The 21,149-nt window shown below is 62.0% G+C and carries 18 protein-coding genes; 15 read left to right on the forward strand and 3 right to left on the reverse strand.

The annotated features are described in order from the left end of the window. The first annotated feature begins 83 nt into the window (after positions 1-83). Genes ACGLHT_RS07445 through ACGLHT_RS07455 form a run of 3 tightly spaced genes read left to right on the forward strand, consistent with a single transcriptional unit; the run spans position 84 to position 2,540 of the window. Positions 84-1,103, forward strand: a complete 1,020-nt coding sequence (locus tag ACGLHT_RS07445) for an aminoglycoside phosphotransferase family protein (RefSeq protein ID WP_137162844.1) — start codon at positions 84-86, stop codon at positions 1,101-1,103. Further along, complete coding sequence (murU, locus tag ACGLHT_RS07450) at positions 1,100-1,771, forward strand: N-acetylmuramate alpha-1-phosphate uridylyltransferase MurU (RefSeq protein WP_274078758.1); 672 nt, start codon at positions 1,100-1,102, stop codon at positions 1,769-1,771. The genes ACGLHT_RS07445 and murU overlap by 4 nt, the downstream gene beginning before the upstream one ends. Position 1,772: 1 nt before the next feature. Continuing rightward, complete coding sequence (locus ACGLHT_RS07455) at positions 1,773-2,540, forward strand: TerB family tellurite resistance protein (protein WP_025337464.1); 768 nt, start codon at positions 1,773-1,775, stop codon at positions 2,538-2,540. 138 nt (positions 2,541-2,678) lie between these two features. Here ACGLHT_RS07455 and ACGLHT_RS07460 read toward each other — a convergent pair whose 3' ends face one another. After that, complete coding sequence (locus ACGLHT_RS07460; RefSeq protein WP_274120073.1) at positions 2,679-3,677, reverse strand: alpha/beta hydrolase family protein; 999 nt, start codon at positions 3,675-3,677, stop codon at positions 2,679-2,681. Between the two features lie 94 nt (positions 3,678-3,771). On the opposite strand from ACGLHT_RS07460, the gene ACGLHT_RS07465 reads away from it, so the two are divergent. The 9 genes from ACGLHT_RS07465 (at position 3,772) to trpE (ending at position 14,683) form a co-directional block, all read left to right on the forward strand. Beyond that, entirely contained in the window at positions 3,772-6,159 is a 2,388-nt protein-coding gene (locus ACGLHT_RS07465; RefSeq protein ID WP_137162847.1) for a PAS domain S-box protein, read from the forward strand. 7 nt (positions 6,160-6,166) lie between these two features. Then, positions 6,167-6,799, forward strand: coding sequence for a response regulator transcription factor (locus tag ACGLHT_RS07470; protein WP_170929296.1), 633 nt, complete (start codon positions 6,167-6,169; stop codon positions 6,797-6,799). A 296-nt stretch (positions 6,800-7,095) separates the two neighbouring features. Then, positions 7,096-8,220, forward strand: coding sequence for an ABC transporter ATP-binding protein (locus ACGLHT_RS07475; RefSeq protein WP_012270208.1), 1,125 nt, complete (start codon positions 7,096-7,098; stop codon positions 8,218-8,220). A 40-nt stretch (positions 8,221-8,260) separates the two neighbouring features. After that, positions 8,261-9,295 (forward strand): ABC transporter substrate-binding protein, encoded by a 1,035-nt coding sequence (locus ACGLHT_RS07480; protein WP_075044415.1) that lies wholly within the window; start codon positions 8,261-8,263, stop codon positions 9,293-9,295. A gap of 60 nt (positions 9,296-9,355) precedes the next feature. Next, on the forward strand, positions 9,356-10,603 hold the full coding sequence (locus ACGLHT_RS07485) for an ABC transporter permease (RefSeq protein WP_013970602.1): 1,248 nt from the start codon (positions 9,356-9,358) through the stop codon (positions 10,601-10,603). Between the two features lie 11 nt (positions 10,604-10,614). Continuing rightward, a complete protein-coding gene (locus ACGLHT_RS07490; RefSeq protein ID WP_013970603.1) occupies positions 10,615-11,442 on the forward strand; it encodes an ABC transporter permease in 828 nt (275 codons plus the stop codon). Positions 11,443-11,642: 200 nt separating this feature from the next. Continuing rightward, a complete protein-coding gene (gene rpe, locus ACGLHT_RS07495; RefSeq protein ID WP_075044416.1) occupies positions 11,643-12,317 on the forward strand; it encodes a ribulose-phosphate 3-epimerase in 675 nt (224 codons plus the stop codon). Continuing rightward, on the forward strand, positions 12,314-13,132 hold the full coding sequence (locus ACGLHT_RS07500; protein ID WP_075044417.1) for a phosphoglycolate phosphatase: 819 nt from the start codon (positions 12,314-12,316) through the stop codon (positions 13,130-13,132). Before rpe ends, ACGLHT_RS07500 begins: the two co-directional genes overlap by 4 nt. Positions 13,133-13,201: 69 nt before the next feature. Further along, entirely contained in the window at positions 13,202-14,683 is a 1,482-nt protein-coding gene (gene trpE, locus ACGLHT_RS07505) for an anthranilate synthase component I (RefSeq protein ID WP_013970606.1), read from the forward strand. 121 nt (positions 14,684-14,804) lie between these two features. On the opposite strand, the gene estP is transcribed toward trpE, so the two are convergent. Then, on the reverse strand, positions 14,805-16,685 hold the full coding sequence (gene estP / locus ACGLHT_RS07510) for an esterase EstP (protein WP_274079909.1): 1,881 nt from the start codon (positions 16,683-16,685) through the stop codon (positions 14,805-14,807). A gap of 546 nt (positions 16,686-17,231) precedes the next feature. Here estP and ACGLHT_RS07515 point away from each other — a divergent pair. Further along, the gene (locus ACGLHT_RS07515; RefSeq protein ID WP_033999474.1) at positions 17,232-18,431 is read left to right on the forward strand and encodes an integrase arm-type DNA-binding domain-containing protein; all 1,200 of its coding nucleotides are present in this window, start codon (positions 17,232-17,234) and stop codon (positions 18,429-18,431) included. An 83-nt stretch (positions 18,432-18,514) separates the two neighbouring features. Here the strand turns inward: ACGLHT_RS07515 and ACGLHT_RS07520 are convergent, their stop codons facing one another. Then, entirely contained in the window at positions 18,515-19,366 is an 852-nt protein-coding gene (locus ACGLHT_RS07520; protein ID WP_009408455.1) for a hypothetical protein, read from the reverse strand. Between the two features lie 444 nt (positions 19,367-19,810). Between ACGLHT_RS07520 and ACGLHT_RS07525 the strand changes: the two genes are divergently transcribed. Together ACGLHT_RS07525 and ACGLHT_RS07530 are read left to right on the forward strand one after the other, a co-directional pair. Continuing rightward, positions 19,811-20,011 (forward strand): AlpA family transcriptional regulator, encoded by a 201-nt coding sequence (locus tag ACGLHT_RS07525; protein ID WP_009408457.1) that lies wholly within the window; start codon positions 19,811-19,813, stop codon positions 20,009-20,011. Between the two features lie 303 nt (positions 20,012-20,314). After that, the gene (locus tag ACGLHT_RS07530; protein ID WP_023663491.1) at positions 20,315-20,968 is read left to right on the forward strand and encodes an inovirus Gp2 family protein; all 654 of its coding nucleotides are present in this window, start codon (positions 20,315-20,317) and stop codon (positions 20,966-20,968) included. Positions 20,969-21,149: the final 181 nt, after the last annotated feature.

Raw genomic sequence — 21,149 nt, forward strand, 5'->3', positions numbered from 1 at the left:
GCACGCCTCTCGATGGTCTGAAAAAGATGCTGGATAATAAAGCATGACCCGCTTGACGGCTAGGGCCGTCGGAGACCCTTGTAATGCCTGAACACGATGTACGCCTGCAACAACTGACGGTCTGGCTCGATGAGCAGCTCAATGATCTTTTCCGGAAAAACGCCTGGGGCGAAGTGCCCGCAGGCAGCCTGACCGCGGCCAGCAGCGATGCCAGCTTCCGTCGTTATTTCCGCTGGCAGGGCGCCGGCCACAGCTTCGTGATCATGGATGCACCACCTCCGCAGGAAAACTGCCGACCGTTCGTCGCCATCGACCACTTGCTGGCCAGCACCGGCGTGCACGTGCCGCTGATCCATGCTCAGGACCTGGAGCGCGGCTTCCTGCTACTGGGTGACCTGGGCCACCAGACATACCTTGATATCATTGATGCCAACAACGCCGACGGCCTGTTCGCCGATGCCATCGACGCGCTGCTGGCGTTCCAGCGCCTGCCGATGGACGCGCCGTTGCCCAGCTACGACGATGCGCTGCTGCGCCGTGAAGTCGAGTTGTTCCCGGAGTGGTACGTGGGCCGTGAGCTTGGCCTGACCTTCAGCGATGCCCAGAAAGCCACCTGGCAACGAATCAGCCAGCTGCTGATCGACAGCGCACTGGCCCAGCCCAAGGTACTGGTGCACCGCGACTACATGCCGCGCAACCTGATGCAGAGCACGCCCAACCCCGGCGTGCTGGACTTCCAGGATGCCGTGTACGGCCCGGTCACCTACGACATCACCTGCCTGTTCAAGGACGCCTTCCTCAGCTGGCCGCAGGCGCGGGTCGAAGGCTGGCTGCGCGACTACTGGCAGAAGGCGCAGGCTGCCGGCATCCCGGTGCAGGCCGACTTCGAGGCGTTCCAGCGTGCCAGCGACCTGATGGGTGTGCAGCGCCACCTGAAGGTGATCGGCATCTTCGCCCGTATCTGCCACCGCGACGGCAAACCCCGTTACCTGGGCGACGTGCCGCGCTTCTTCGCCTATATAGAAGAAGTGATCAGCCGCCGGCCCGAATTGGCGGAGCTGGGTGAGCTGATTGCCGAGCTGCAGGCCGGAGCGCGTGCATGAAGGCAATGATTTTGGCAGCGGGCAAAGGCGAGCGCATGCGCCCGCTGACCCTGCACACCCCCAAGCCGCTGGTCCCGGTCGCCGGCCAGCCACTGATCGAATATCACCTGCGGGCCCTGGCTGCGGCGGGCATCACCGAGGTGGTGATCAACCATGCCTGGCTCGGCCAGCAGATCGAGGACCACCTGGGTGACGGCAGCCGTTTCGGCCTGAGCATCCGCTATTCGCCCGAAGGCGAGCCGCTGGAAACCGGCGGTGGCATCTTCAAGGCCCTGCCATTGCTGGGTGACGCGCCGTTCCTGTTGGTGAACGGCGATGTCTGGACCGACTACGACTTCGCGCGCCTGCTGGCTCCCCTGCAAGGCCTGGCCCATTTGGTGCTGGTCGATAACCCAGGCCATCACGGCCGCGGCGACTTCCGCCTGGTGGGCGAGCGGGTGGTCGATGGTGATGATGGCCCTGGCACGCTGACCTTCAGCGGCCTTTCGGTGCTGCACCCGGCGCTGTTCGAAGGCTGCCAGCCTGGCGCCTTCAAGCTGGCGCCGTTGCTGCGCCAGGCCATGGCTGCGGGCCAGGTCAGTGGCGAGCACTACCGGGGTCACTGGGTTGATGTCGGTACGCTCGAACGCCTGGCCGAGGCCGAGCGCCTGATCGGCGAGCGCGCCTGACATGTGGTGGCCAAGCACGGTGATTGGTGCCGGTGCCGGCTTTGCCGTTGCCAGCATCCCCGGGGCCTTGCTCGGCGCGTTGCTCGGCCAGGCCATGGACCGCCGCCTGCGTTTGCAGGGCTGGGAGGACATGCGTGAGCGCCTGGGCGGGCGCCCGGCCTTGCAGGACGATGAGTTGCTGTTCGTGATGCTCGGGCGCCTGGCCAAGTGCGATGGCCGGGTGGGCGAGCAGCATATCCAGCAGGCGCGCCAGGAGATGGTGCGCCTGGACCTGGCCGAAGCGGCCCGGCTGCGTGCGATTGCCGCGTTCAACCGTGGCAAGGCGGGCAAGGACCGGCTGAGTGGGCACCTGCGGCGCATTCGCCAGCAGCCGCATGCGGCCGAGGGCACCCTGCGTGCCTGTTGGCGCATGGTCTGGGCCGACGGCAAGATGGGCAACAAGGAGCGTGAACTGCTGCTGGATTGGGGGCAGAAACTGGGCCTGAGCCGGCGGCAGGTGCAAGCCATGTCGCTGGAGTACGAACCACGCAAGGCGGCGGGGCCGGAAGGGGTCGCCATGACCTATGCGGCGGCGTTGCGCTTGCTGGCGGTCGAGGCGGATACCGATGCCGACAAGGTCAAGCAGGCGTATCGTCGGCTGGTCAGCCGGCACCACCCGGACAAGCTGGCGGGCACTGGTGCCAGTGAGGCGCAGGTGCGTGAAGCGACCGAGCGGACCCGGGAGTTGCATCAGGCCTATGCAATGATCCGTAAGCGGCGCGGCCTGTAAAAGCGGGGGCGCTTCGCACCCCCTTCGCGACACAAGGCCGCTCCCACAAGTACAGCGCAGCCCTCGGGTTTTGCGCGGCACCTGTGGGAGCGGCCTTGTGTCGCGAAAGGGCCGCAAAGCGGCCCCAGCATTCCTGGATCAACCCTGTGGGTTCATCCACCCCCGCACCCGGCGGAACAGTTGCTCCTGCTCGGCCACCTTGTTCCCCGGCATGGCAATCAGCGACAACTGCCGGTACTGGCTGTCCTTCTGCCGCTTGCTGGCCTGCAGGCGCTGCGCGGCAGCATTGCGGTCAGCGCTGCGGGTGGCGTAGTAGATGTCGGCAGTCGGCACTTTCAAGGTCGGCGCCAGGCTTTCCAGGTCATGCTCCACGCGCGCCGGTGTCTGCGCGGCAACCATCACCAGTTTCTGCACCTGCGGTGGCTGTTTCTCGCTCAGATAGCGGGCCGCCCAATACGCGCCGCTGCCATGGCCGATCAGCACGATGCTGCGGGCGTTGTGCTGCTGGGCAAAGGCCACTGCAGCATCCAGGCGGGCAAAAATGCGCTCGGCATCGGCCGGGTCGGTTTGCTCGCTGGCCTGTTTGGCGTCAGTGCTTTCCGCGGTGTCGGCATCGGCTGCGGTAGCCTGGGCAACGTTGGCATTGGCATCGGCCGGCACGTCCTTGGCCGGGGCGCTTTCGCCGTTGTCTGGCTGCGGCTCGGCAGCCGGCTTGGCCTCGACCCGCGCCTGCGGGCTGTCGGCAAGCAGGTCGGGCAGGCTGATGCTCAGGCTGTGCCAGCCGATATCGGGGAACTTCTGCCGCAGCGGGCCGACCGCTTTTGGCCAGTCAGCCGTTTCGCCAGCCCCCGGGACGATGATGACTGCCCCCTGCGGGTCGCTGTCGTTGGCCGGTTTCCACAGGGCCAGGAAGCTGTCGGCACCGGCCTGCAGGGTCTGCTGTTCGGCCTTGGGCACCAGCCGCTCCAGCGCCTGGGCGTCCTCCTGGCTGCGCTCCAGCAGCGGCGGGCGAGGGGCTTGGGCAGCGGGTGCCTCGGTGGTGGTGGATGGTTTTTCGGCATCGGCGGCCAGGGCGCCGAGTGGAAGGATCGAGGCCAGGCAGCACATTGCCAGCGTCGTGCGATAAAGTGTGGACATGAGTCAACCCAGGGCCAGAATGATACCGGCAGCCTAATAGTATTTGCCCGTGACGGCCATGCTGCATGGCCGCCTTGCCAAGACGAGCGTGTAGATGAAGCGAGTGCGTCGCCTGTTGGTTATCGGCTGCTTGTGGCTGCCCTTGATTGCATTGGCCAGGCCCGAAGCGGTGCCCACGGTTGCCCTGGAACCGGCCCAGCAGCAATGGCTGGATACACACCGCAGCCTGCGTGTCGGCCTGGTGTTGCAGGCGCCCTACGCTCAGTTCGACCGGCGCCTGCAGCAGCTGTACGGGGCCAACGTGGAACTGGTGAGCAGCCTGGCGCAGGCGCTGCGGCTGGACCTTACCTGGCGCAACTTCGCCGACCAGGCCAGCCTCGAGCATGCCCTACAGGCCGGCGAAATCGACTTTGCCCCGGGGCTTACCCAGACCCCCGCCAGCCTGCGTTTGTGGCTGTTCAGCGACCCTTACATGCGCGTGCCGCAACTGGTGGTTGGGCCGCGCACCGGGACCATGGCCGTGGAACTGGAAACGCTCGAGGCCGAGCAGCGGGTGGCGGTGCGCATGCCCAGCCAGCTGGCGGACTACCTGCGTGGCAACTACAGCAACCTCAACCTGCAAGGGGTGCCCAACGAGCGCGAGGCCCTGCAACTGGTGGTGGGCGGCCAGGCCAGTTTCGCAGTGCTGGACGAAGCCCAGCTCAGCCGCCTGTCGCGCGAAAGCGAGTTCGGCGAGCTGGCGGTGGTCGGCGATATCGGCCTGCCGCAACTGTTGCGCATCGGTTCGCGGCGCGACTGGCCACTGCTGGCCGATGTGCTCGAGCGTGGCCTGCAGACGCTGCCGGCCAAGGAACTGGAGCAACTGCACCAGCGTTGGCTGCAGCCAAAGTACCCACGCCTGAGCGAGTCGACGGGGTTCTGGCAGAACCTGGCCCTGCTGTTCGGCATGCTGCTGTTGTGCGTGCTGGCCACCCTGGTGTGGCAGCGTCGGCAGCAGCGCCAGCTGGAGCGCAGCCTGCTGGCCACGCGCGAAAGCCTGGTGGAGCGGCAGGTGCGCGAAGAAGCGTTGCGCCTGAGCCAGTTCGCCATCGACCAGAGCACGGTGGGCATCCTCTGGGTCAACTGGGACAGCCACGTACGCTACGCCAACCATGCCGCCGAGCGCATGCTGGGCTATGGCGAAGGCGCGCTGCTGGAGCGGCCGCTGAGCGACTTTGAACCCAGCCTGACCATGGATCGCTGGCTGGAGCTGTGGAAGGGCGCGCGCACCGGGGCGGGCGGTGTCGGCCAGTTCGAGACGCAGTGCCGCCGGGCTGACCACAGCCTGCTGCCGGTCGAGCTGTCGCTGAGTTTTCTGCGCTTTCGTGATTCCGAGTACCTGGTGGTTTACCTCGCCGACGTTACCGAGCGCCACCGCGCCCTTGCGGCCCTGCGCGAAAGCGAGGCGCGGCTCAAGGGCATTGCCGGCAACGTGCCGGGGTTGGTGTTCCGCCTGGAGCGCGACCCGGCCGAGGGCGACCTGGAATTCCCCTACATCAGCGAGGGCAGCGAGGCCTTGGTGGGCTATTCGCCCAGCGAGATCCAGCACCCGCAGATGGGCCTGCGCAATCTGGTACATCCCGAGGACCGCGCCGATTACCACCGAGTGCAGGACCTGGCCCTGGCCAGTGACCAGGACTGGTCCTGGCAGGGGCGCATCCTCACCCGCCAGGGTGAACAGCGCTGGGCCGACATCAAGGCCAGCACCCGGCGCCTGGGCAACGGCCAGGTGGTGTGGGACGGCGTGGTTTGGGACATCACCCAGGGCAAGCGGGCCGAGTTGGCGCTGGCCAGGTCCCAGGAGCAACTGCGCGAACTGTCGGCCCACCTGGAGAGCGTGCGAGAGGAAGAAAAGGCCCGCATTGCCCGGGAAGTGCACGATGAACTGGGGCAGATGCTGACCGTGCTCAAGCTGGAGGTGTCAATGTGCGAGCTGGCTTTCGCCGAGCTGGACCCGGGCCTGAACGAGCGCCTGACCAGCATGAAACGCCTGATCGCCCAACTGTTCCAGCTGGTGCGCGACGTGGCCACCGCCTTGCGCCCGCCGATTCTCGATGCCGGCATCGCCTCGGCCATCGAATGGCAGGCGCGGCGCTTTGAAGCACGCACGCAGATCCCCTGCCTGGTGCAAGTACCGGATAATCTGCCAGCATTGAGCGATGCCAAGGCCACCGGGCTGTTCCGTATCCTCCAGGAGGCGCTGACCAACGTGATGCGCCATGCCCAGGCGCACAGCGTGGAGATCGAACTGGTGCGTGAGCACGGGCAATTGCGCATGACCGTCAGCGATGACGGCCAGGGCTTTTTCCGCGACCAGCCCCGGCCCACCTCGTTCGGCCTGGTAGGGGTGCGTGAGCGGGTGCTGATGCTGGGCGGCAGCATGGCGCTGGACAGTGAACCGGGCGAAGGCACCAGCCTGAGCGTGGCCATACCGTTGGAGTAGGAGAGCGATCGTGATTCGAGTGCTGGTGGCCGAAGACCACACCATTGTCCGTGAGGGCATCAAGCAGTTGATTGGCCTGGCCAAGGACATGCAGGTGGCGGGGGAGGCCGGTAACGGCGAGCAGTTGCTGGAAACCCTGCGCCACACGCCGTGCGAGGTGGTACTGCTGGATATCTCGATGCCGGGTGTGAATGGCCTGGAGGCGATCCCGCGGATCCGCGCGTTGCACGACGCCCCGGCGATCCTGATGCTGTCGATGCACGATGAAGCGCAGATGGCGGCGCGGGCGCTGAAGGCCGGGGCGGCGGGCTATGCCACCAAGGACAGCGACCCGGCGCTGTTGCTGACCGCGATTCGCCGGGTTGCCGCTGGCGGGCGTTATATCGACCCGGCTCTGGCCGACCGCATGGTCTTCGAAGTGGGCCTGACGGAGTCGCGGCCGTTGCACACGCTGCTGTCCGAGCGGGAGTTTTCGGTGTTCGAACGCCTGGCCCAGGGCGCCAACGTCAACGACATCGCCCAGCAGCTGGCGCTGTCGAGCAAGACCATCAGCACCCACAAGGCGCGCCTGATGCAGAAGCTGAAAGTGAACTCGCTGGCTGAGCTGGTGAAGTACGCGATGGAGCACAAGCTGGTCTGATTGCGACATGCGCTTCCTGCCGCCTGTAGCGAATCCCTGTGGGAGCGGGTTTACCCGCGAAAGGGCCTGACCTGCCATCTGCGGTGCCTGGGCCGGCCTCTTCGCGGGTGAACCCGCTCCCACACGGGCGCGCCGGAGGGCTGAGGGAAGTATTCCAAACCCGCCATCTTTGTAGGGGAATCCCTACAACAAATCTTCCATCCGGATGATGGCATTCTCTCAGCACCCCCGATTTTCCGGTGCTTGCCGCTTGTCTAGTCTTTGCCTACGCAGTCATCCAACAAGAAGGTGCAGGCATGAGCGAGGCGAAGTCGAACGCTGCAACCAGCGAAACGCTGGTCAGCTTCCGTGGTGTGCAGAAGAGCTACGACGGCGAGTCGCTGATCGTCAAAGACCTCAACCTGGATATTCGCAAGGGCGAGTTCCTCACCCTGCTTGGCCCGTCCGGCTCGGGCAAGACCACCAGCCTGATGATGCTGGCCGGCTTCGAAACCCCCACCGCCGGTGAAATCCAGCTGGCCGGGCGTTCGATCAACAACGTGCCGCCGCACAAGCGCGACATCGGCATGGTGTTCCAGAACTACGCGCTGTTCCCGCACATGACCGTGGCCGAGAACCTGGCCTTCCCGCTGACCGTGCGCAACCTGAGCAAGACCGACATCAGCGAGCGGGTCAAGCGGGTGCTGAACATGGTCCAGCTCGATGCCTTCGCCAAGCGTTACCCCGGCCAGCTTTCCGGCGGCCAGCAGCAGCGTGTGGCCCTGGCCCGCGCACTGGTGTTCGAGCCGCAGCTGGTGCTGATGGACGAACCGCTGGGCGCGCTGGACAAGCAGCTGCGCGAGCACATGCAGATGGAGATCAAGCACATCCACCAGCGCCTGGGCGTGACCGTGGTGTACGTGACCCACGACCAGGGCGAAGCGCTGACCATGTCCGACCGGGTGGCCGTGTTCCATCAGGGCGAAATCCAGCAGATCGCCGACCCACGCACGCTGTACGAAGAACCCTGCAATACCTTCGTCGCCAACTTCATCGGCGAGAACAACCGCATCAATGGCACCTTGCTGGCCAGTGATGGCAAGCGCTGCCAGGTGCAGTTGCCACGTGGCGAGCGGGTCGAGGCGCTGGCGGTGAATGTCGGCCAGGCCGGCGAGCCGGTGACCCTGTCGATCCGCCCGGAGCGCGTGCGCCTGAACGGCCACAGCGAAAGCTGCGTGAACCGCTTCTCGGGCCGGGTGGCCGAATTCATTTACCTGGGCGACCACGTGCGGGTGCGCCTGGAAGTTTGCGGCAAGGGCGACTTCTTCGTGAAACAGCCGATTGCCGAGCTCGACCCGGCCCTGGCCGTGGGCGATGTGGTACCGCTGGGCTGGGAGGTGGAGCACGCCCGCGCGCTCGATCCTATTGCCGAAGCCCATTGATGGATTGCTTCACCAACCCTGTACTGTGGAGAGAATAATAATGCGCAAGCAGTTGAAACTGACCGCCCTGGCCCTGGGGCTGTTCGCCGCTGGCCAGGCCATGGCCGCAGACCTCACCGTGGTCTCGTTCGGCGGTGCCAACAAGGCGGCCCAGGTCAAGGCGTTCTACGAACCGTGGGAGAAGGCCGGCAAGGGCAAGATCGTCGCAGGCGAGTACAACGGCGAGATGGCCAAGGTCAAAGCCATGGTCGACACCAAGAGCGTGTCCTGGAACCTGGTGGAAGTCGAGTCGCCAGAACTGGCCCGCGGCTGTGACGAGGGCATGTTCGAAGAACTCGACCCGGCCCTGTTCGGTAATGAGGCCGACTACGTGCCGGGTGCCATCCAGCCATGCGGCGTGGGCTTCTTCGTATGGTCCACGGTGCTGGCCTACAACGCCGACAAGCTGAAGACCGCACCGACCAGCTGGGCCGATTTCTGGGATACCAAGAAATTCCCGGGCAAGCGCGGCCTGCGCAAGGGCGCCAAGTACACCCTGGAATTCGCCCTGATGGCCGACGGCGTGGCGCCGAAGGACGTGTACCAGGTGCTGGGCACCAAAGAGGGCGTGGACCGCGCCTTCAAGAAGCTCGACGAACTCAAGCCAAGCATCCAGTGGTGGGAAGCCGGCGCCCAGCCGCCGCAGTACCTGGCCTCGGGTGACGTGGTCATGAGCTCTGCCTACAACGGCCGCATCGCTGCGGTGCAGAAAGAGAGCAACCTGAAGGTGGTGTGGAACGGCGGCATCTACGACTTCGACGCCTGGGCCATCCCGAAAGGCGCCAAGGATGCCGAGGAAGCGAAGAAATTCATCGCCTTCAGCGTGCAGCCCGAGCAGCAGAAGACCTACTCCGAGAACATCGCCTACGGCCCGGCCAATTCCAAGGCCGTGAGCCTGCTGTCGGACGCGGTGAAGAAGGACATGCCGACCACGCCTGAAAACATCGCCAACCAGGTGCAGATCGACGTGGCCTTCTGGGCTGACAACAGCGAGCAGCTGGAGCAACGCTTCAACGCCTGGGCGGCGAAGAAGTAAACGACCAGTGTGTGGGGCTGCATTGCAGCCCCCATTTCAGCCTGTATCGCGGAGTTCGCCATGGCCATTGCAGTGCCCCTCAAAGAAGGCGCAGGTCCAAGTCTCAAGCAGCGCCTCAAGCACGCCGAGCGGGTCAACCGCTGGAAGGCGCAGGCGTTGATCGCGCCGCTGGCGCTGTTTCTCCTGCTGGTGTTCCTGGTGCCGATCGCGGCGCTGCTGTACAAGAGCGTCGGCAACCCGGAAGTGGTTGGCGGCCTGCCGCGCACCGTGGGCGTCATCACCCAGTGGGATGGCAAGAGCCTGCCGGGCGAGGACGTGTACAAGGCGTTGAGCCAGGACCTGGCCGAGTCGCGCAAGAACCAGACCCTGGGCGACCTTTCCAAGCGCCTGAACATGGAGCTGGCCGGTTACCGCAGCCTGTTGGCCAAGACCGCGCGGGCGCTGCCGTTCAAGAGCGAACCCGCTTCCTATAAAGATGCCTTGCAGGCCCTCGACGAGCGTTGGGGCGACCCGGCCTACTGGCAGGCGATCCGCCGCAACACCAGTACGGTCACCTCGTTCTACCTGCTGGCTTCGCTCGACCACCGCATCGATGACCTTGGCGAACTGGCCAAGGCCACCCCGGACCAGGCCATCTACCTGGATATCTTCGCCCGCACCCTGTGGATGGGTGTGGTGATTACCGCCATCTGTCTGGTGCTGGCCTACCCGCTGGCCTACCTGCTGGCCAACCTGCCGACCCGGCAGAGCAACCTGCTGATGATCCTGGTGCTGCTGCCGTTCTGGACCTCGATCCTGGTGCGGGTGGCGGCGTGGATCGTGCTGCTGCAGTCGGGTGGCCTGATCAACAGCGCGCTGATGGCCATGGGCATCATCGACCAGCCGCTGGAGCTGGTGTTCAACCGCACCGGCGTGTACATCTCGATGGTGCACATCCTGTTGCCGTTCATGATCCTGCCGCTGTACAGCGTGATGAAGGGCATTTCGCCAAGTTACATGCGTGCGGCGATCTCGCTGGGCTGCCACCCGTTCGCCAGTTTCTGGCGGGTCTACTTCCCGCAGACCTACGCCGGGGTTGGCGCTGGTTGCCTGCTGGTATTCATCCTGGCCATCGGCTACTACATCACCCCGGCACTGCTGGGCAGCCCGAATGACCAGATGGTCAGCTACTTCGTGGCCTTCTACACCAATACCAGCATCAACTGGGGCATGGCCACCGCGCTGGGCGGGCTGTTGCTGCTGGCGACCGTGCTGTTGTACCTGATCTATAGCTGGCTGGTCGGCGCCAGCCGCCTGCGCCTGAGCTGAGGAGCCTTGTCATGCTGAGCCCTTACATGTCGCCCGTGGAGCGGGTGTGGTTCTACAGCCTGCGCATTCTTTGCGGCTTGATCCTGCTGTTCCTCATATTGCCGGTGCTGGTGATCGTGCCGCTGTCGTTCAACAGTGGCAGTTTCCTGGTGTACCCGCTGCAGGGCTTCTCGCTGCAGTGGTACCAGGACTTCTTCGGCTCGGCCGAGTGGATGCGGGCCTTGAAGAACAGCATCATCGTCGCCCCCGCAGCCACGGTGCTGGCCATGGTGTTCGGCACTTTGGCGGCCATCGGCCTGACCCGTGGCGACTTCCCGGGCAAGTCGCTGGTGATGGCGTTGGTGATTTCGCCGATGGTGGTGCCGGTGGTGATCATCGGTGTGGCCAGCTACCTGTTCTTTGCCCCGCTGGGCATGGGCAACAGCTTCACCTCGTTGATTCTGGTGCATGCGGTACTGGGCGTGCCGTTCGTCATCATTACCGTGTCGGCGACCTTGCAGGGCTTCAACTACAACCTGGTGCGCGCGGCAGCCAGCCTGGGCGCCTCGCCGCTGCTGACTTTCCGCCGGGTGACCCTGCCGCTGATCGCGCCCGGGGTGATTTCGGGGGCGTTGTTCGCCTTTGCCACGTCGTTTGACGAAGTAGTGGTGACCCTGTTCCTGGCCGGGCCGGAGCAGGCGACCCTGCCGCGGCAGATGTTCAGTGGTATTCGCGAGAACCTGAGCCCGACCATTGCCGCGGCGGCGACCTTGCTGATTGCCTTCTCGGTAGTGTTGCTGCTGACTCTGGAGTGGTTGCGTGGGCGTAGCGAGAAGCTGAGGACCCAGCAGCCTGGTTGACCGGTGGGAGGGCTTTGCCCTCCTTTCGCGACACAAGGCCGCTCCTACAGGAGGCCGCGATTCCCTGTAGGAGCGGCCTTGTGTCGCGATCGGGGCGCAAAGCGCCCCCCATGTGTCGGACACCAATTGATACCAATCAGCCTTCATCCGCTTCCCTGGGTTACAATGCGCGCCACCGTGATTCTGCCAACAGGTGCGCCATGCAGCCCTACGCTATTGCCCCCTCCATTCTCTCCGCCGATTTCGCCCGACTGGGCGAGGACGTCGACAAGGTATTGGCCGCGGGTGCCGACATCGTCCACTTCGATGTCATGGACAACCACTACGTCCCCAACCTGACCATCGGCCCGATGGTCTGCACCGCCCTGCGCAAGTACGGCGTCACCGCCCCGATCGACGTGCACCTGATGGTCAGCCCGGTCGACCGCATCATCGGCGACTTCATCGAAGCTGGTGCCACCTACATCACCTTCCACCCGGAAGCCTCGCAGCACATCGACCGTTCGCTGCAGCTGATCAAGGACGGTGGCTGCAAGGCCGGCCTGGTATTCAACCCGGCCACCAGCCTGGACGCGCTGAAGTACGTGATGGACAAGGTCGACATGGTGCTGCTGATGAGCGTCAACCCGGGCTTCGGCGGGCAGAAGTTCATCCCTGGCACCCTCGACAAGCTGCGCGAGGCGCGTGCGCTGATCGACGCCAGCGGCCGTGATATCCGCCTGGAAATCGACGGTGGCGTCAACGTCAACAACATCCGCGAGATCGCTGCCGCTGGCGCCGACACCTTCGTGGCCGGCTCGGCAATCTTCAACGCCCCGGACTACCAGGAAGTCATCGCCAGGATGCGTTCCGAACTGGCTCAGGCCCGCCCATGAGCGGCTTCGAGCAGCTGTTCCCGGGGACGCTGCCCAGGCTGGTGATGTTCGATCTGGACGGTACCCTGATCGATTCCGTGCCAGACCTGGCCGCCGCCGTGGACCGCATGCTGCTCGAACTGGGGCGCCCGCCTGCCGGCCTGGAGGCGGTGCGCCACTGGGTGGGCAACGGTGCCCAGGTGCTGGTGCGCCGGGCGCTGGCCGGTGGCATCGACCACGCTGCCGTGGACGATGCGCTGGCCGAGCAGGCGTTGGCGTTGTTCATGGACGCCTATGCCGAAAGCCACGAACTGACCGTGGTCTACCCCGGTGTGCAGGACACCCTGCGCTGGCTGCGCAAGCAGGGCGTGGAAATGGCGCTGATCACCAACAAGCCCGAGCGCTTCGTTGGTCCGCTGCTGGACCAGATGAAGATCGGCAACTACTTCCGCTGGATCATCGGCGGCGACACCCTGCCGCAGAAAAAGCCCGACCCTGCGGCGCTGCTGTTCGTCATGCAGATGGCTGGTGTCACCCCGCAGCAGTCGCTGTTTGTCGGCGATTCACGCAGTGACGTGCTGGCGGCCAAGGCGGCTGGCGTGCAGTGCGTGGGCCTGACCTACGGCTACAACCACGGCCGACCGATCCACGACGAAGCCCCCAGCCTGGTGATCGACGACCTGCGCGCATTGCTGCCCGGTTGCGCAGACCCGGCCACTGGGATAACGTTGGCGGACCTTCAAGCCTCACAAGACAGAGAGTCCACCGTGGCGGTTACCGGCAAATTCTGGATGAAAGTCATCAAGGCCCTGGCCCGTTGGCGTTGGCGCGCCTGACTTCAGCCTGCCGGCGCGTGCCGGCCCGTCCGTTTGCCTGACCTATTGCTGCTTGCCACGAGGCTACCCATGACCCGCGAAGAATTCCTGCGCCTGGCCGCTGCCGGCTACAACCGCATTCCCCTGGCCTGCGAAACCCTGGCCGACTTCGACACGCCGCTGTCGATCTACCTGAAACTGGCCGACCAGCCCAACTCGTACCTGCTCGAATCGGTGCAGGGTGGCGAGAAATGGGGCCGTTACTCGATGATCGGCCTGCCATCGCGCACGGTGATGCGTGTGCACGGCTACCACGTCAGCATCCTGCAGGATGGCGTGGAGGTGGAAAGCCACGATGTAGAAGACCCGCTGGCCTTTGTCGAAACATTCAAGGATCGTTACAAGGTCGCCGATATTCCTGGCCTGCCGCGCTTCAACGGCGGCCTGGTCGGCTACTTCGGCTACGACTGCGTGCGCTATGTGGAAAAGCGCCTGGGCGCCAGCCCCAACCCAGACCCGCTGGGTGTGCCGGATATTCTGCTGATGGTGTCCGATGCGGTGGTGGTGTTCGACAACCTGGCGGGCAAGATGCACGCGATCGTGCTGGTCGACCCGGCTGAAGAGCAGGCTTTCGAACAGGGCCAGGCACGCCTGCAAGGCCTGCTGGAAACCCTGCGTCAGCCGATCACCCCGCGCCGTGGCCTGGACCTGAGTGGCCCGCAGGCTGCCGAGCCGGAATTCCGCTCCAGCTATACCCGCGAGGATTACGAGAACGCCGTCGGCCGCATCAAGGAATACATCCTGGCCGGTGACTGCATGCAGGTGGTGCCGTCGCAGCGCATGTCGATCGACTTCAAGGCTGCGCCAATCGACCTGTACCGCGCGCTGCGCTGCTTCAACCCGACGCCGTACATGTACTTCTTCAACTTTGGCGACTTCCATGTCGTCGGCAGCTCGCCCGAGGTGCTGGTACGCGTCGAGGACAACCTGGTCACCGTACGCCCGATTGCCGGCACCCGCCCGCGTGGCGCTACCGAAGAGGCCGACCGTGCGCTGGAAGACGACCTGCTGTCGGACGACAAGGAAATTGCCGAGCACCTGATGCTGATCGACCTGGGCCGTAACGACGTCGGTCGCGTGTCCTCGACCGGCAGCGTGCGCCTGACCGAGAAGATGGTGATCGAGCGTTACTCCAACGTTATGCACATTGTGTCCAACGTCACTGGCCAGCTGCGCGAAGGGCTGACGGCGATGGACGCACTGCGGGCGATCCTGCCGGCCGGTACGCTTTCGGGGGCGCCTAAGATTCGCGCGATGGAGATCATCGACGAGCTGGAGCCGGTCAAGCGTGGGGTTTACGGTGGTGCCGTCGGTTACTTCGCATGGAACGGCAACATGGATACCGCCATTGCCATCCGTACCGCGGTAATCAAGGACGGTGAGCTGCATGTGCAGGCCGGGGGCGGCATCGTTGCCGACTCGGTGCCGGCGCTGGAGTGGGAAGAAACCATCAACAAGCGCCGGGCGATGTTCCGCGCGGTGGCGTTGGCTGAGCAGACTTCGGCCAAGTAATTCAGTGGGCATTGGGGCTGCTTTGCAGCCCATCGCGACACAAGGCCGCTCCTACAGGGAAACACGATCGCCTGTAGGAGCGGCCTTGTGTCGCGAAGGGCCGTAAAGCGGCCCCATCAATTCAAAAGTCGACGCTGACGCCCAAACTCACCCCCTGCTGCGTCAATTCATCACTCTTGCGCCAGTTATAGTTGCCGCGCAAATGCACCCCCGCCACCACTTCATGGCTCACCCCCAGGCTCGCCCGGGTCAGGTCGCTGTGCGGCGTATACCCGGTCAGGGTGAAGTCATTCGCTGGCAGGCTGGTCAGGTGCATCGTCACATCCTGCTGGTCATCCTCGAACTCATGCTCCTGCGCCACCTCGGCGAACAGCCGGGTACTCGGCAGCACCTGCACACTGCCCAGCAACCCCACGCCCAAACGGCGTGATGTGCGTTCCTGGTCATCGAAGCCCAGCGCCGTCGAGCGCCCGCTTTTCTCGTCATAGCCATCCACCTTCACCCGCGCATAGTCGGCGCTGATGAACGGCGCCAGCTGCCAGCTGCTGCTCTCGGCCGCCAGGTTGTAGCCCAGCCGCCCCGACACCGCCCAGGCCTCGCCATCGGTATCGCCCTTTTCGCTGCGGTCGTTCACGCCAAGGGCGAAGGTGCGCTTGAGGTCGCTGTAGTCCAGGTGCCCGGCGGTCAGCGCCGCGTCGGCCCACCAGCGGTCCTGGCGGTATTGGGCGAAGGCGCTGGCAAGGTAGCTGTCCAGCTTGTAGTCCGAGTCCTGTGCGCCGGCTTCCAGCTTCTGCCGGTACACGCCGCCGGCCAGGCCCAGGCGCCATGCATCGTTCAGGCGGTAGCTGCCGCCCAGGGTCAGGTTGTAGCCGCGGCCATCGCCGCTGGCCGCGCTGCGCTGGCCGTCGAAGTCCAGGTCCTGGGCGCCGGTGGCAACGAAGGCTTGCCACTGGCCAACTGCCTGCCAGGGTGTCTGCCACTGGTTGCGCAGTTCGTCCTGGTGGGCACGCAGGCTGGCGTGGGCCATTTCCGGAAGCAAGGTCAGTTCCCAGGGGGCGGCGATAATCGAATAGGCGTAGTCGGCAATCAGTTGCTGGCCGGCGATGGTCGGGTGCACCGAGTCGTTGAACAGTAGCTTGGTCGGGTCTGGCGTGGCGCCGTTGATGCCATACACCGGGTTTTCCACGCAGCCTTCGCCGCTGTAGCAGGTGCCGACCAGGTTCTGGCCGCTGGCCAGGCCGAACTGCTCGGGGCTGGCCAGCGCTTCGCTCAGCAGCACGGGGATGTTCAGCGGAATGATTTCGGCATCGATCTGCCCCAGCTGGCTGAGCAGGGACTGGTTGAACGCGCCGGATAGCAGCGACAGCGGGTTTTGTTGCGGCGTACCGCTGAAGTTCGGTGTCTGCCCGAGGTCGGGCAGCAGCCAGACCATGATGTAACGGGCGCCGCCTTGCTGCAGGGCCTGGGCGCTGGCGGCCAGGCGGGCGCCAGCGGCCACGGCATCGACCGGGCTGTTGACCAGGCCTTGCAGGAAGTCATTGCCGCCGCCAGTCAGGTAATACAACGCATTGGGGTCGGCGCGCAGGCCATTGGCCAGGTAGCCCGGTTTATCACGCAGCACCTGCCCGGCGCCGGGGCGCCCTGGCGGGATGACAGTCTCGGAGGTAGTGGTGATCGAATCCAGGATCTGCTGGGTGGTGTAGCCACCGACTGCCCAGTTGTTGCCGTCGGGAAGGCCCAGCACCGGATTGACCGGGGAGGTGGAAGGGCCAAGCTCGGTCGGGCTCACACCGAGCCGCCCGCCCAGGATCATCGGTGACACTGGCGCATAATTGCCATTGGCATCGCGGTTGGTGAAGCGCACCCCGCCAAACTGCCCGGCATCGCTGAGGCTGTCGCCAAACACGATCATGTTGGAGTAGGGCGAGGGTGCTGCGAACGCCTGGCTGCAGGCCAGTGCCAGTGAGGCAACGGTAAAGCGCAATAACGGTGCTTTTCGCATCGGTGAACATCCTTTTCTTTGTTTTTATGAAGGACAACCCGATCGACCTTAGCAAATCGCAGTGCATCCCTCCCAAGTCCATTCGTTTCCCCGTGTTTACAGGCATATTGCGCCCGCCGCCCCGGTAGGCTACTGTGCCGGGACGTATGAGCGAGACCTATCCTGTGTTGATCGTCAGCAAACTCTTGATGCGCGTAATCAAGGCCCACGCCCGTTGGCGTTGGCGCGCCTGACTTTATCCCCTGCCGGCCCGTCCGGCCCGCCCCCGTTTGCCTTCCTGTCTACCGCCCCTTGTGGCAAAGCCGCGCCTGTTGGCTGGTGCAGAAAGGTTCGAATTCTGAAGTCAGTAGATTCAAGAGGTTTAACCCGATGTTACTGATGATCGATAAGCGGCATCGGCTTCTTTTGGTGTCCGTTGGCGTCTACGCCTCCCTCCCAGTCCCTCTATTTTAAAGGCTTTCACGTTCGTTGGTGTCCATGGCGTCCGTTGGCATCTATGGATAATACGGGTATCGTTGCGGGTATCAATGTACGGATACCCGCACCATGCCTCTAACCGATGCCAAAATCCGCAACACTAAGGCTGGCGATAAACCCCTCAAGCTCACCGATGGTGGTGGGCTGTACTTGGAGGTTCGGCCGACCGGTACCAAGCTATGGCGTTTGCGCTATCGCATAGGCGGTAAGGAAAACGTTTTTGCTATCGGTGCTTATCCGCAGATCGGCTTGGCGGATGCGCGTGATGCGCGGGAAAAGGCCAAGCCTCTGATTCGTCAAGGCATCCATCCATCGCATAACCGGCAGGCTGAGCGACTGGCTAGCAGCGCTGCCAATGCGAACACATTCGAGGCAGTTGCCCGCGAGTGGATCAAGAAGAAAGCTCCCAGTTGGACTCCGTACTACTTGCGGCAGGTTGAGAGGTCCATGGCGGCCGACGTCTTCCCCTTCGTGGGGAGGCTGCCGATACGCAATGTATCTGCCGCGCATCTGTTGGACATTCTCGGTCGGATTGAAGCCCGAGGCGCTGCAACGGTGGCTCTGCTCGTAAGGCAGTGGTCGTCGGCAATCTTTCGGTACGCCGTCGCGACATTGCGCGCCGACGCCGATCCGGCGGCAGCCCTGAAAGGCGCTATCCACCGGCCCAGGGTGCAGCATCACAAGCCGCTCAGTCGTGAGCAGGTAGTTGAGTTCTTCAGAGCATTGGAACAATACGGCGGCTACAGGACTACGGTGATCGCACTGCGTCTGATGCTGTTCACATTTGTTCGCACCGTAGAGCTCCGCAAGGCGGAGTGGAGTGAATTCGATCTGGATCGGGCAGAGTGGCGTATTCCTGCAGAGCGCATGAAGATGCGAGAGCCGCACATCGTTCCGTTATCCAGGCAGGCCGTGGATCTGTTGCGTGAACTGCATGCCCATACTGGTGGTCGTCGGCTGCTTTTTCCAAACTATCGAAAACCGAACGAATGTATGACAGCAACGACATTGAATCGAGCGCTTGAGCGCATGGGGTTCAATGGTAAAGACAGTATCGGTTTTTCGGCTCATGGATTTCGCGCAACAGCTTCGACAATGCTGAACGAAATGGGCTACCGCTCAGATGTTATCGAGCGTCAGTTGGCGCATGCCGAGAGAAACAAAGTGCGCGCAAGCTACAACCAAGCGGAATATCTGGAAGAGCGGCGCCAGATGATGCAGGCTTGGGCTGATGATATTGACGCAAATATTGCCAAGACTCTTCCTTGATTTCTGATTTCTGGATGCGATCTAATTGGGTTTTTATTTTCTTATGGCTGATCACCTGCTTGGTTCGATTGAGTTGAGATGGGCTAAGTTATTCCTTTTGTGATGCTTTTCTTTTCTTGAATGTAAGTTCCTTTTTCTTCTTCCATCTGGAGCAGTATCTCCAGCACTTCGGTTCTTTTTAAGTCGTGTTTGTCGGCTAACTTATCAAGGCGATTAATTGCTTTGTCGGATAGGATGAAGTTGTACTGCTTCTTGCCTGTTAATTTGGCTCTGTATTTGTTTTGGCTCCACCGTTTTTTGATGGAGTCCATTAGCAATATTTTTTCGTGTTTGGAAATGAATTGAGAGTCGAGTAGAGTTATAAAGTCATCTTTTTCCTTTGGAATGCTTTGCTGGAATGTCAGCATGGGGTGCTTGCTTTTTGTTATTTCCCAGGCTGTTTCTAGTTTTTGTGTGGCGTCGGCGCCATCTAGCCATTTGAATATGTGATCTGAGCTTGAATGTTGCTCCCATTCAAACTTTATCTGATTTACCAGCCATAGTTTTTTGCTTATTTCAACTGTCCATATGTCAATTGTTGTAATGGTTAGTGGTCTGCCTGACAGGGTGGTTGTTCCAATTATTGGATAGTTCCCGTTTTTCTCAATTAATTTTCTGGCTACGAATAAGTTCTGTCTCTTGTTATTTGTTATCCACTCTAGATCTTTCTCGGGCAGCAGGGACATGGCGCTTTGTGCCTCAACAAATTCTGCGCCTGTTGGGGTGTTTTGGATGAGGTCTGCTATGCGGTCTCGCATGCCGGGGCTGCCGAGTTCACCCAGGTTGGCATGTGGGGCTTGTCCTTTTAGAAAGTGCCATAGCCAGTTGCCTAGTCTGCTATCGACATTGAGTCCGTTGAGCGTCTTCTGAAGCCTGTCATTGATTGCATTGGTCATGGGATGGTTCTTTCTGAAAGGATAATCTCTAGTAGAAAAATAGTGGTTTTTGTGAGGGATTCATGCCGTCTTCATGAGGTTTTCTACTTGTTCTCTAGTGTATTTTTAAAGCTTCATCTCAGTGTACATCAGGATCTACAGGGGGGATCTAGCCCTGAATGGCTTTTCGCACCGAAAAAAGCATCAGATTGTCGGGGGCTAAGAGACTGACTCCAGGCAGCGCGTGACGGCAGGCTGCGCAGCGAGCTTGTCCAGTCAGTCGTTAGACGGGCGCAGTCTGCTGGAGCTTTTGTTTCTGGGTGCGGCGGAGAAAGACGAGGGCGGAGGAATGTTGGGGCGGTTCAGGGGTTGTGAAATGGGGTGTCTGTTATCCGGGTCGATACCTGGCGGCATGTAAATAAATACGGGGAAGCCAGATCTGATGAGTCAAATTAGGAGCTCATCATGAAAGTAATTCGATTGCAGCAGGTAATGGAGATGACCGGTCTCGGGCGCTCCACTATTTACAAGTATGTTTCTGAAAGCTGGTTTCCGAAGCCAATTCCCTTGGGCGGGAGGAGTGTGGGTTGGCTGGAGAGTGAGGTAGCTGAGTGGATTCTGGAAAGAGTGTCAGAACGAGACTTGCAAGAAGTCGCTATGGCGTGAAGGCAAGGCTGGTTTAAGGGTATTTGGCTATCACCATGACCGGGCGTGCCCGGTCATGGTGATATTTTCCCGGAGTGAGATTTTTGTGGCTTATTGCGGTGTATGCCATGACGTGTGTGTTGTTTGTTCTGTATTTTGGTGTTTCGGTTCTCGGTATTGGTAGTATGCTTTAACTTGTCTTGTTCTGGTGTGACTGTGTGTATGGCAAGCACTTACAGTGCTTGTTGATAATTTGTGTATTGGTGTCTGTTAAAAATTACTCGCTGTTAGAAGGTTATGTAATCAACAGCGAGGTATCTAGCAATGCAGCGTCATCATGCAAATCACAATCTGAAGATTCATCATGGGGCAGACTACTGTGGTCTGCCTATTCAGGGTGATAAGGGTCCGTTTGTTCAGCAGTATCTGGAAAGGCTGCATAACACGATTGAAAATGCGCTTCAGCAATATTCGAGGGTCTTTGCTTTTAGGGTTGATTTGAGGTTTCCTGCTGGAATAGATCTGCCGGAAGTCTATTCGAATCACGTAGTAGAGCGCTTTGTCGAGTCCCTCAAGGCGAAGATCCGTCATAATCGGTATATGGCACGCCAAGAGAACAGGTATGCGCATGGCAGCAATGTACGATTTGTATGGGCACGGGAAGTAGGGCTGTATGGCAGGCCCCACTATCACATGGCTATTTTGCTGAACTTCGAAGCCTTCAATTCTCTGGGCAAATTCGAGCCAGGGAGAGACAACATGTTCAACCGACTTACTCAGGCTTGGGCAAGTGCTTTGGGGCTACCAGTGGAAGGCGTTAGGGGGCTGGTAGAGATACCTGCCAACCCAACCTATTGCCTGCTTCGTAACGATCCACAGAGCCAGGCTGACTTTTTCTACAGAGCCAGCTACCTCTGTAAGGTCGCTACTAAGGTCTATGGGAATGGCCAGCATGGTTTCGGTGCAAGCAGGCTCTGATAGCCGCTGCCTTGCATGTCTAGTTTGGGCGCATTGAGTCAGGCCTCAATGCGCTTCATTGGGTGCGCCAGGCATGGCGCGTTGCGCGTCAGCGCAACCCGCTTGGTTGTGGTGACCAGGCGGGTGACTTGGAGGTGGAAGTCCTCTACACACCCGGCAAGGGGAAGTGTTAGCCAGAGGC

Origin of the sequence: Pseudomonas sp. PsB, assembly GCF_043658375.1 — a bacterium.
Taxonomy (GTDB): domain Bacteria; phylum Pseudomonadota; class Gammaproteobacteria; order Pseudomonadales; family Pseudomonadaceae; genus Aquipseudomonas; species Aquipseudomonas putida_Z.